Here is a 10678-nt window from a genome sequence, read left to right as displayed (position 1 = left end):
TGGACCAAGACCGCCGAAGAGATCCTCGAATCCCTCGCTAAATATTGCCGACGAATTTCAGGCGCATGACACTAGCCTGAAGGCATGCGCATCGGTGACCTTGCCGCCGCCAGCGGAGTGAAGACGAAGACGGTCCGCTTCTACGAGCAGGCCGGGCTGCTTCCTGCCCCTCCGCGTACCGCGGGCGGCTATCGCGACTATCCGCAGCAGACCGTGAAGCGGCTGGCGTTCATCCGCGACGCCCAGGGCGCGGGCCTGAGTCTGGCCGAGATCCGTTCCGTGTTCGTTCTGCGCGATGCCGGCGCCTCCCCCTGCGCCCACGTCACGGCCCCCGAAGTAGTGGATGATCTATCTGAAGCCCATCTGCCCAGAGTGATCATTCCACACTTAGAGTGATACCCCCATCCCACATGGTCGCCGTGCGGTTCTCGCTAGGCTCGGTGGGCTTGGATCCCCGCAGTGGCTATCGTGGCAGTTTCGCGGTGCGCTCGGGGTGGGCGGCGGTGATGTACCGCATCGCGGTCTGGGCGCTGATGCCGAACAAGCGCATCAGGTGAAGCGGGTCGTCGACCTCGAAGGCCTCGTCGCGGATCCGGTCCTGACGCAGCGTCTGCATCGTGAAGCCCGTCAGGCGGAAGGTCTTCGCGAGGGTGTCCATGCCGATGATCGAGTGGGCGGTGTCGACTGCGGTCCATCGATTGATGAGCAGATGAGGGTTGCTGGTGACCGGCCACCGGCGGTGGCGCTCTTGGATCCAGTCGGAAGCGCAGCGGTAGGTGAGTTCGTCCAGGTAGATGATGTGCCGCTTTGCATGGCGCCTTACGACGAGCCGCTCGCGGGACAGGTCAAGGTCCGTGAGCAGCAGACGGCGGAGGTCAGTGCCGTTGAGCGCATGGACGCAGACCAGCACCATCACGAAGCGCTGGAGGGCGCTCTGCGCGTGGCTGAGGACACCCGCCAGTCTGTCCGAGGGCACGGAGGGAGGGTTCTTGTTGATCCCGGCGAAGATGAGGCCACGGGTGGGATCCCGGAAGATCACCCGCTCCTGCCGCAGTGCCCGGAAGACGTTCCGCAGGACGATGTGGATCGATCGGGCGGGCGTCCCCTTGCGGCTGGCGATCGCCGTCTTCACGTCGTCGCGGCCGATCTCGCGGAGGCTCTCGACACCGTCCCTCACCCATCCCTCAAGGATCGGCTTGAGGACATGGAAGTAGCGGAAGATGCTCCGATAAGAGCGGCCAGCGTGCTCCCACTTGCCCTCACCTCGTACGACTTTGATCCAGACGGCCACTTCCTGCGCGATCGTCACGGGCAGCGCGACGAGCTCCTCCTCCAATCTCACCTGGTGCGTGTCACGGCGGAATTCGGGATCCGGGACCAGCAGACCTCGGGCTTCAAGGAACTGCGTGACCCGTCGCCCGCTGAACTTCAGCGGACGGTTGTCCACGAGGGCTCGGATGTCGGACTCCAGCAGCGGGGCGTCGGCGCCGAGCCAGGACACCAGGATGGTCAAAGTGCGCCTGGTCTTGGTAGTGGGAGCCTTGGACCACATCTCCTGCTTCATCACGCTGTCGAGGTCGGCGAGCAGCCGCTGGGCCGATTCCGTCAGTGCCGGCAGGTCCTGGTGCTCCAACTCGGCCACCGGGCGCCAGTCCCGCCGGATCTCGAACAGCCGCTCCTGCCCGGGTGCGGCCAGGTGCTCGGAGACAGGACCGAGCTGGGCGGGCCGGGGAACTTCCGGGCCGCGCATGCTCATCGGCGCTGGGACCGGAGAGCCGAACCACAATTGCGTTCCGAACCGGGCGACACTCCCTTGGCCGTGGTCAGCCATGTGCCAGCGGCACCCGCGGCAGTACCCGTCAGCGAGCGGCAGGTCGACACGATGGCAGCGCTCGCACGCTTCCGTGGATACCGCGATCTTCTCTCTCTGCCGGTAGCCGAGGGAGGAGCAGGGCTCGCAGATTGCCTTCAGTTTCGCTGTGAACCAGCAGCCACACTGCTGGCAGGACCTCGGAGTCATCGTGCGGCTCGAACGGGGACGGCGCACGGGCTGCGGCTTCCGGGGCCGCTGGGGGCGGTGAGGTTCCCGGGGCTCCTCCCAGACCCTGAGCATCCCCGCACGCAGAAGCACCGCCCGGACGGACCGGACGTAGTTGGGGATGTCGTCGAGGACCAGTTCATCGACGAGGTCGTCGCCGTCGGCGTCGCGCACGGCAAGCGCGAGGCGCAGCATCTCGTGCACCTTGCGCTGCATGGGCTTGCCGATGCCGGTCTCCGCCGCGAACGCCGCCGTGTGCTCCACGACTTCGGCATAGCCGGTGAGCGGCCTCTGCAGAATGCGCCGGCAGACGTCGATGGACAGCATCCGGCGGACGGGGAACAGCGGCATCTGCCCCGGGACGGCGGGCGGGAGGACCGCGGGGTCGTCGCGTGTCGGGGCCGCGGTCGCGCGTATCTGTTCCACCCAGTGCAGCCGCTCGCGCTGATCGACGCCGGTGCGGCCAGTGCGCCTGCCGTACTTCTTCAAGGGCTGGGCGTGAGTGGGAGCGAGGCCGTAGTAGAGGAGCATCAGCTGGCGGCTCCGCGGACCGGCGCCATCAGGGTCGGTGACCCACTCGACGTCGGCATCGAGCCGGACCGCGTGCAGGCATGCCCGGCACAGAGCATCGGAGTTGAGGTATCCCGTGTGGCGGCAGCGCAGGCACACACCCTGCCCAGGATGCTTCCTCCGCCACTCCGCGCACCCCTGGCATACCGCCACCCCGAGCATGCCCCAGCCCTTGCAGTCCGAGCACTGGGCGGGATGAGATCTTGCCGTCATCCGTCAGTTCGGCGGCAGTGAACGACGGCTGCCCTGTGGACGGGGCGTCGGCCGCACGGGACCCCCGCCAGTGCCCTCAGCGCCCACGGCCTTCGGTAGCGCCTCGCTCTCTCCCGCAGCGGCCTCCAGCGGCTCGGCCTGGAGCAGATCGCCGACCGTGCAATTCAGCACCGCGCAGATCTTGTCCAGGTCGTCGAGCCGCACCGTAACCGGTGTGCCGCTCCACATCGCGGCGACCTTGCTCAGCGACGGCGTGAACCCAACCGTCTTGAACGCCTCCAGCAGCTCGGTGGGACGCCACAGGTCCCGCTGAGCGGCCACCATCCTCAGATTCCACTTCACCGAAGGTTCCCTTTGTCCATCACCAGGCGCTGGGCCGCCCGCGAACTCGCAGCAACATTGGCATGCTCGGGGTCGGCTTGTGCAGTCGCCATATACCGAAGAGTCGTGGTGGCCCAGTGGTGGCCCAGAATGCGCTGAACCTCCCACAACGTCATGCCGCGCTCGTAGTTGTGAGTTGCGCAGGCGTGCCGAAGAAGGTGCGGGAAGAGGTCCGTGACCGGGCCGGTCAAGTAGTTCGCGGCCGCCGCGTGGAGCTGGCGGCGGAACGTCGACGCTGTGATCGCCGGCGCGATCGGCAGGTTGAGCGCCGCTACCGCCTTCGGTTTGCGCTCGGACGGCCACAGGGGCGCCGACGGGTGATCGGCATCGTCGCCGAACTCCCCCCGCACTTCCTCGATATACCACCAGAGCAACTCACGTCCCTCGCGGAACATATACGCCTCGCGGGGCCGCGGCCCCGACCCGCGAGCGCCCTTGCCCTGGACGACGAACCGGCCCCACTGGCCGTGTTCCCAGTGGACGTCACCGATCGTCACCGGGCACAGTTCGGCAGCCCGGACACCGGAGATGTATCCGATCTTCGTCATGACGTAGTCGCGGCACGCCACCGCGTACTTCCGGGCGTACGGCAACTGCTCCCGCCAGCGTGCGAAGAACTCCTTCATCGCCGTCTGCGAGGGCGGGATCCTCAGCCCGAAGTCACCGCGGTGCACGGGCCTGTTGAACGGGTCGACCGGTGACTCCACCGTCGCCCCGAACCGCATCATGATCTCGTGGGCGTAGCGCTGCTCGAGGAACGCGAAGAACCCGTCGATGTGGTTGAGCTTCTGCCGGTGCGTGTGGTGTGCGCGCTTCCCCGGGCCGGCGAAGTACTTATCGACCTCGCGCGGAGTCAGATGCCACGGCACGGTGCCGTAGAAGTCGCAGACCTCGATGACCGGCTTGATCATCTGGTCGATCGTCGACGGGGCCAATCCGGCCGAGTCCCGGGCCCACTGGTACTCGGTGAGCGCATCGACGAAGAAGCTCTCCTCGTCCTGGGCGGACATCCGGGCTTGGCGGCGCCGTTGAAGAGTGACGACATCGGCCAAACCGGTCTCGATCGGACCTGATCCTTCTTCCGCGGCGCGTGGCGGCGGCACAAGGGTGAGGGTGCGACCTTCGGAATATGACACAATCACGGAGATTAGCGCAGTTCTAGCGAACTTCTCTGAGTTACTCGCAAATTCCTGGAGATCGCGAAATGGGGGCACCGTACGCCCCTGACCTGCTGACGAGCACCTTTACCGCTCTCGAAGGCCCTCCGGGAACCTGCACGTCATCCACTAATCAGTGCCACGCTCGGCCGATGAGACTCACGTCCTTGAAACTGCCTTCAGTGACGCGACGCGACGCTTCCTCCCATTCCCGGATCACACGACGCCTGCCATCCGGGATGGCCGTCCAGCTTTCGCGCGTGACCGGCTTGCCCGCGTACTGGGGATCCCACGTGATGCCGTAGAAGGTCACCACGCCGTGTGCGGGCGGCCCGGTGGCGACTTCCCCGCCGTACCGCACCATCCGGGGCGGGCCGAGCGTTCCTGCCACGAACGCCCCGCCTGCGCCATCCCCGACCGGCACCGACCCATGCGGAGAGGACGTTCACGAGGAATGAAAACGACGTTGCCGCCGACCGTACGGGACAGGCATTTGTCGAGGAGCTTCAGGCTCGCCCACCTGACTGGTGGCTGATGTACTCCCTCAGCAAACGCCGTCTCGTTGCCTTCTATCAGGGTCCTTGCGCTGAGCCCGGGATCTGGGTCGAGGCTGAGCATCCGGACGAACTGTTGGAGCTGATGAGCGCCGCCGCAGCCCCACACGGCAGCAATCGCCCCGTCTACCTTGATCGCGAACGTGACCGGCGGGCGGCGTGACAACGACGAGGAAGTTCCCCGGCTGGGAGATCGTGGAAGGTGCTGGAGGCGGCTACATCGCGTTCCGGACCGTTCTGGTGCCTGCCCACAGCGGGCTCTCCAACGTACGCTGCGGCGTCACTCTGGCCCAGCTCTTCCAACACCTGGAGCAGGAACGCCGCCGCGAGCAGCCGTCGCCGGCAAGGAGACTGCCTGGCGCGGCATGAAGCCGGCCGTTTCCGCCTTCCGATCAGTCACGTAGGCATCATGTGTGGCTGGACACGCTCGATCAGGTCGTCCGGGAGGTCAGTCGCGGGTGATGCGAGCGCGGCGTTCGTCGAGCACGGTGCACGGCCGGCCGGACTCACTGGGTCGCTGTGACGATGCAGCGGCGCAACTCTTCGAGGGCCTCCCGGTCGCCCTCGACCTTCACGCCGCTCAGCTCGCCGGCGCCCTCCCGATTCCACACCCAGCGCAGCACGGCCGTCGGCGGGCCGCTCACGGTCACGTCGGCCGCGTCGTCGCCGGCGCCGTCCTCAACGGCGAACAGCCCGGGGCCGGTCCGCACGCGCCATGCCGCGCCGCCGGTCCGCACGGTGTACGTCCGGCCCGGCGAGCCGGCCAGGATGTCGGTGAAGTAGTCGCCCCACTCGGCGACGCTGTAGGCCACGAAGACCTTGAGGAGCTCATCGATGCCGTCGACGGCGAGGTCGTCCGGGACCGGCGCGACCGGCTGACCGGTGCCGAGCTCGGCGTCGATTCTGTGAATGACCGTCTCCTGCGCCATCCGCCGGATCCAGAAGCCGACGGTCTGGTCCGGGGTGTACCAGGAGCCGGCCGGATCCTCCGGCTTGCGGGCGGCGAACTCGGCGAGCAGCCCGGCGTAGGCCCGGTCGAGCAGCGCGAGCGGGTCCTCGTCCGCGAGCTCCTTCGGCGGCCACGGATCGGGCTCGGCGCCCTCGCGCATGGCCAGGGCCTTGTGCAGGAAGACCTCGCCGACGTGGTGGGTCAGGTCGGCGACGGTCCAGCCGGGACAGCTCGGCACCGCCGCGGCGAGGCCGGCCGGCACGACGGCCCGCAGACGGGCGAAGTCGGCTGCGAGGCAGTCGAGGAATCGGGAGTACTCCATGCCGAACATTTGAGCAGAGGCCACCGACACATCCGCCTCAACCCAGGACTGCGCCGATCCCCGTCATGATCGGGATGGACAGGACCGTGGTGAGCAGGACGGCGCTGCGGGCCAGGCGCCGGCCCGTGTCGTAGTTCACCGCGTACACGTAGATGTTCTGCGCCGTCGGCAGGGCGGCGAACAGGGTGGCGGCCAGCAGCGCGCTGCCGTCCAGTCCCAGGGCGAAGCGGGCGGTCACGTACGCGATCGCGGGCTGGACGAAGGACTTGAGTGCGACCACGAGGGCGACTTCCCCGGCGGCGCCTTTCTCCTCCAGGGGCGTGCGCTGGGAGCCATACAAGCTGAGTCCGTACGCCAGCAGGGCGACCGGCACGGCGGCGCCGCCGAGCAGCTCGATCGGGCGCATGACCATGACGGGGAGGGAGAAGCCGGTCAGGGCGCAGGCCAGGCCCAGGAGGGAGGCCACCGTCAAGGGGTTGCGGAGCGGGAGGAGGAGGGCCGAGCGGATCGATCGGGCGCCTTTGTCGAGGATGAGGAAGGAGACCGGGGTGAGGACGATCAGCTGGAAGAGCAGGATCGGGGCGACCAAGGCGCCGTTGCCGAGCACGTAGATGGAGATGGGGACACCGAGGTTGCCGGCGTTGACGTACGACGAGGCGAGCGCGCCGATCGTGGCCTCGCGGCGGTCCCGGCGCCAGATCAGCTTGGCCGCCAATACGTACGCCAGCTGTACGCACACCACTGCCACGACCTCCGTGAGCAGCACCGGCGAGAGCAGCGTGTGCAGGTCGGCCCGCGAGACGGTGGCGAACATCAGCGCCGGCGTCGCGACGAAGAACGCCAGCCGGGACAGGACCAGCTCGTCGCTGGCCCGTAAGAGCCCACCGACACCGACGACGTAACCGAGCACGGCAACGGACACCAGTGCGGCGAACGCCGCGACAACCCCCGACACGCTGAACCGACCTCCGGAATCGGACGTTCAGCAGCGTATCGGGTTCGCCTCGTACGGTTTACGCTGGCATCCATGCGTGTAGTGGTGATCGGTGCCAGCGGCCATATCGGCACATACCTCGTTCCGCGGCTGGTCGACGCAGGTCATGACGTGGTCGCGGTGAGCCGGGGCAAGCGGGAGCCCTACACCCCGCACGGGGCGTGGCAGCGGGTCACCACCATCACCGCCGACCGCGACGCGGAGGACGCCGACGGGACGTTCGGGCAGCGCATCGTGGAGCTGGAGGCCGACGTCGTCATCGACCTCATCTGCTTCCATGAGTCCAGTGCCAGGCACCTCGCCGAGGCGCTGACCGGGCGGGTCCGGCAGTTCCTGCACTGCGGGACGATCTGGACGCACGGGCCCAGCGCGCGGGTGCCCACCACCGAGGACCAGCCGAAGCGGCCCCTCGGCGACTACGGGCGGCGCAAGGCCGCCATCGAGGCGTACCTGCTCGATCGGGCCCATCGGGACGGTTTCCCCGCCACGATCATTCATCCCGGGCACATCACCGGGCCTGGCTGGGTGCCGGTCAACCCGGCGGGCAACTTCGATCCCGCCGTGTACCAGGCGCTCGCCGACGGGGCCGAGGTGGCGCTGCCGAACTTCGGCATGGAGACCGTGCAGCACGTGCACGCCGACGACGTGGCGCGGCTGTTCATGGACGCGATGGCCGGCCGGTCCGCGGCGGTGGGCGAGAGCTTTCACTCCGTGGCCACGTCCGCGCTGACGCTGCGCGGGTACGCCGAGGCGGTGGCCGGGTGGTTCGGGCGGGAGGCGCGGCTGACGTACCTGCCGTGGGAGCAGTGGCGGGCCACGGTGTCGGAGGAAACCGCCCGCACCACGTACGACCACATCATGTACAGCCCGCACTGCAGCATGGAGAAGGCGGCGCGGCTGCTCGGGCACCGCCCGCGGTACACCCCGCTCGAGGCCATCTCCGAGGCCGTCGGCTGGCTGGTCGAAGCGGGGACGATCGCCTACAACGAGTAGCCCACCATGGAGGCGGCGTGCGCAAGACCATGGCTCCACTGCTTGTCACGATCCTCGCTGTCTTCTCCGCCCAGCAGCTCCTCACGCCGGTGCTGGCGCCGCTCTCGCGAGAGCTGGCGCTGACGGAGACGCAGCTCGGGCTGGTGATCACCGTCTCGGCGGCCTGCCTGACCGCGGCCAGCCCGCTGTGGGGGCTGGCCATGCGCCGGATGCGGTTACGCACGGTGCTGGCGCTCGGGCTCGGGCTCTCGGCCGCCGGGCTGGCCGGGTTCGCCGTGGCCGTCACACTCGGGCTGGACGGGGTGCTGCCCACGCCCGTCACGTTGGCCTTGATGCTGGTCACCCGGAGTCTCGTCTTCGGCATCGGGGTGGCCGCACTGCCGGTCGCGGCGCTGACCGTGGCGGGCCTGGCCACGACTGGCGAGGCCGACAGGACCAGGGCCACCGGGCTCGTCGGCGCGGCGCAGGGGCTCTCCCTGGTCGTCGGGCCGGCCGGGGGCGGCGCGCTGGCCGTGGCGTCACTGCTGCTCCCCCTCTACCTGGCCCCGGCCATCTGCGCGGTGCTCGCGATCTGGGTGCTGGCGACCGTGCGCGGCGAACCCGCGCGGCCGCCCGCCGGTCCGCGCGGCCCTCGGATCCGGCCGTGGGACGCGCGGCTGTGGCCGCTGTTCGCGATCGGGTTCTGCCTGTTCCTGTCGCTGGGACTGGTCCAGGTGATCCTCGGCTTCTTGATCGCCGACCGGCTCCGCCTGGACTCGCAGGCCACCGCGGGAGGGGTGGGCCTCGCGCTCTCCGTGGCGGGGGTGGCGCTGGTCGGCGTGCAGGGCGTGCTGGTGCCGGCGCTCGGGTGGCGGGCGTTGCGGCTGATCCGCGTCGGCGCCCCGATCGCGGTGGCCGCGTTCGGCCTCCTCGCCGCCGCGGACAGCCTTTGGCTGATCACAGTGGCTTTCGGCGTGCTGGGGGTGGGGCTCGGGCTCGCGATGCCGGGCTTCGTCGCGGCGCCCAGCCTGATCGTCGGCCCGGAGGAACAGAGCTCGATCTCCGGGCTGGTCAACGCCGTCATCGGAGCCACCTTCATCGCGGGCCCCATGCTGGCCACCGTCCTGTACGAGGTCTCGCCGGTGGTCCCGGTCCTCGCCGCGCTCGCGGCGACGGCGACCGCCCTGGCGCTGGCGTGGGTGTCACCCGCCGCCCGTCCCGCCAGGGCCGACGCCATCGCGGCCCCCTAGCGCTGCCCGTTCAGCCCGTCAGCGGGCCGAACTCCTTGCGCGTGTCGATCACGTCGCCGAACAGCTCCCACCGCTCCCCCTTGAACGTCATGAGCTGCATCGACTCGATTGGGAAGCCGTCACCCTGCGCCGTGTTGAGCGTCACCCCGGGCAGCAGCATGTCGATCTTGACGTTCTGCAGGTTGCGCACCGAATCGCGCAGGCCCTCACGGGTCGGGCACTTGGCCGCCTCCATGGCCTTGTGGAAGCTGTTGGCGACCGCCCAGCCGAAGGTGTGGTAGGGGATGTTCGGGTCGGCACCGGGCGCGTACTGCTGCATCTTCTGCTTGTACAGCGTCATCTCCGGGTCGCTCTGCCACATCGGGTCGTTGGGGTCCTTGTAGTACGAGCTCGACACGATGCCCTGGACGTTCTCGAAGCCGACCGGCTTGAGCACGGTGATCGAGGAGGCGACGTTGTTGACGATGTGCAGCGGATTCCAGCTCGTGTTCTTGGCGTCGGCGGCCAGCGCCTGCGAGCCGAACTTCGGCGTGGTGATGTCGAGGAACACCTCCGCCTTCGACTCGGCGAGGTTGCGCATCTGGGGATCGATGCTGGGGTCGGTCACCTCGTAGCTCTGCTCGGCGACGATAGTGATCTTGGTGCCTTCGATCGCTCGTTTGAAGCCGCCGAACAGGTCCTTGCCGAAGTCGTCGTTCTGGTAGAGGACGGCGACCTTGGCCTCGGGCTTCTCCTGCTTGAGGTATTGAGCGTAGACGCGGGCCTCGGAGACGTAGTTGGGCTGCCAGCCGATGGTCCACGGGTGCGCGGTGTCGGTGCCCCACTTGGAGGCGCCGGTGGCGACGAAGAGCTGCGGCACCTTGCGCTGGTTGACGTAGTCCCAGGTCGCGGTGGTCGAGGGCGTGCCGAGCGTCTGGAACAGCGCGAAGACCTGCTCCTGCTCGACCAGCCTGCGGGCCTCCTCGACGGCCTTGGGCGGCTGGTAACCGTCGTCGCGCACGACGAACTCGACCTTGCGCCCGCCGATGCCGCCCTTCTCGGCGTTGACGTAGTCGAAGTAGGCCTTGATGCCCTTGGGGATGTCCCCGTAGGCGGAGGCGGGCCCGGACAGCGGGTAGATGCCGCCGAGCTTGATGCTCTTGTCGGTGATGCCGGTCGTCTGCTGCCCCTGGCACTGGCCCGACGCGGTCGTTCCGGTACCGCCGCTGTCCCGTCCCCCGCAGGCGGCGACGGCGAGCACGAGCAGCGCCGTACAGCCGATCGCAGATACACGCATCC

At 68.6% G+C, this 10678-nt stretch carries 11 protein-coding genes; 4 read left to right on the top strand and 7 right to left on the bottom strand.

What is annotated here, in order from left to right; translation table 11 throughout:
* Window positions 1–84: 84 nt before the first annotated feature.
* Window positions 85–396, top strand: coding sequence for a MerR family transcriptional regulator (locus ACTMTI_RS34045; protein ID WP_441124763.1), 312 nt, complete (start codon window positions 85–87; stop codon window positions 394–396).
* A 67-nt stretch (window positions 397–463) separates the two neighbouring features.
* On the opposite strand, the gene ACTMTI_RS34040 is transcribed toward ACTMTI_RS34045, so the two are convergent.
* The 4 genes from ACTMTI_RS34040 to ACTMTI_RS34025 form a co-directional block, all read right to left on the bottom strand.
* Window positions 464–2821: a hypothetical protein gene (locus ACTMTI_RS34040; protein ID WP_441124762.1), complete on the bottom strand. Its 2358-nt coding sequence runs from the start codon at window positions 2819–2821 to the stop codon at window positions 464–466.
* 3 nt (window positions 2822–2824) lie between these two features.
* Entirely contained in the window at window positions 2825–3163 is a 339-nt protein-coding gene (locus ACTMTI_RS34035; RefSeq protein WP_441124761.1) for a helix-turn-helix domain-containing protein, read from the bottom strand.
* Complete coding sequence (locus ACTMTI_RS34030; protein WP_441124760.1) at window positions 3160–4416, bottom strand: tyrosine-type recombinase/integrase; 1257 nt, start codon at window positions 4414–4416, stop codon at window positions 3160–3162. The genes ACTMTI_RS34035 and ACTMTI_RS34030 overlap by 4 nt, the downstream gene beginning before the upstream one ends.
* Window positions 4417–4492: 76 nt before the next feature.
* On the bottom strand, window positions 4493–4750 hold the full coding sequence (locus ACTMTI_RS34025; RefSeq protein ID WP_441124759.1) for a hypothetical protein: 258 nt from the start codon (window positions 4748–4750) through the stop codon (window positions 4493–4495).
* A 322-nt stretch (window positions 4751–5072) separates the two neighbouring features.
* Here ACTMTI_RS34025 and ACTMTI_RS34020 point away from each other — a divergent pair, with 322 nt between their 5' ends.
* On the top strand, window positions 5073–5282 hold the full coding sequence (locus ACTMTI_RS34020; protein WP_441124758.1) for a hypothetical protein: 210 nt from the start codon (window positions 5073–5075) through the stop codon (window positions 5280–5282).
* Window positions 5283–5419: 137 nt separating this feature from the next.
* Here ACTMTI_RS34020 and ACTMTI_RS34015 read toward each other — a convergent pair whose 3' ends face one another.
* Together ACTMTI_RS34015 and ACTMTI_RS34010 are read right to left on the bottom strand one after the other, a co-directional pair.
* Window positions 5420–6184, bottom strand: coding sequence for a maleylpyruvate isomerase family mycothiol-dependent enzyme (locus ACTMTI_RS34015; protein ID WP_441124757.1), 765 nt, complete (start codon window positions 6182–6184; stop codon window positions 5420–5422).
* Window positions 6185–6221: 37 nt separating this feature from the next.
* On the bottom strand, window positions 6222–7139 hold the full coding sequence (locus tag ACTMTI_RS34010; protein ID WP_441124756.1) for an AEC family transporter: 918 nt from the start codon (window positions 7137–7139) through the stop codon (window positions 6222–6224).
* A 72-nt stretch (window positions 7140–7211) separates the two neighbouring features.
* Here ACTMTI_RS34010 and ACTMTI_RS34005 point away from each other — a divergent pair, with 72 nt between their 5' ends.
* Together ACTMTI_RS34005 and ACTMTI_RS34000 are read left to right on the top strand one after the other, a co-directional pair.
* On the top strand, window positions 7212–8171 hold the full coding sequence (locus ACTMTI_RS34005; RefSeq protein WP_441124755.1) for an NAD-dependent epimerase/dehydratase family protein: 960 nt from the start codon (window positions 7212–7214) through the stop codon (window positions 8169–8171).
* Between the two features lie 17 nt (window positions 8172–8188).
* Window positions 8189–9400, top strand: a complete 1212-nt coding sequence (locus ACTMTI_RS34000; protein WP_441124754.1) for an MFS transporter — start codon at window positions 8189–8191, stop codon at window positions 9398–9400.
* 10 nt (window positions 9401–9410) lie between these two features.
* Here ACTMTI_RS34000 and ACTMTI_RS33995 read toward each other — a convergent pair whose 3' ends face one another.
* Window positions 9411–10676: an ABC transporter substrate-binding protein gene (locus ACTMTI_RS33995; RefSeq protein ID WP_441124753.1), complete on the bottom strand. Its 1266-nt coding sequence runs from the start codon at window positions 10674–10676 to the stop codon at window positions 9411–9413.
* Window positions 10677–10678 lie beyond the last annotated feature (2 nt).

The organism is Nonomuraea sp. H19 (assembly GCF_052068215.1).
In the GTDB taxonomy this organism is placed as follows: domain Bacteria; phylum Actinomycetota; class Actinomycetes; order Streptosporangiales; family Streptosporangiaceae; genus Nonomuraea.
This window is presented reverse-complemented; position numbering and strand designations above follow the sequence as displayed.

Coding starts and splice junctions, on each gene's coding strand:
- ACTMTI_RS34015 (WP_441124757.1), bottom strand. CDS start 6,184: ATGGAGTACTCCCGATTCCTCGACTGCCTCGCAGCCGACTTCGCCCGT.
- ACTMTI_RS34040 (WP_441124762.1), bottom strand. CDS start 2,821: ATGACGGCAAGATCTCATCCCGCCCAGTGCTCGGACTGCAAGGGCTGG.
- ACTMTI_RS34045 (WP_441124763.1), top strand. CDS start 85: ATGCGCATCGGTGACCTTGCCGCCGCCAGCGGAGTGAAGACGAAGACG.
- ACTMTI_RS34005 (WP_441124755.1), top strand. CDS start 7,212: ATGCGTGTAGTGGTGATCGGTGCCAGCGGCCATATCGGCACATACCTC.
- ACTMTI_RS33995 (WP_441124753.1), bottom strand. CDS start 10,676: ATGCGTGTATCTGCGATCGGCTGTACGGCGCTGCTCGTGCTCGCCGTC.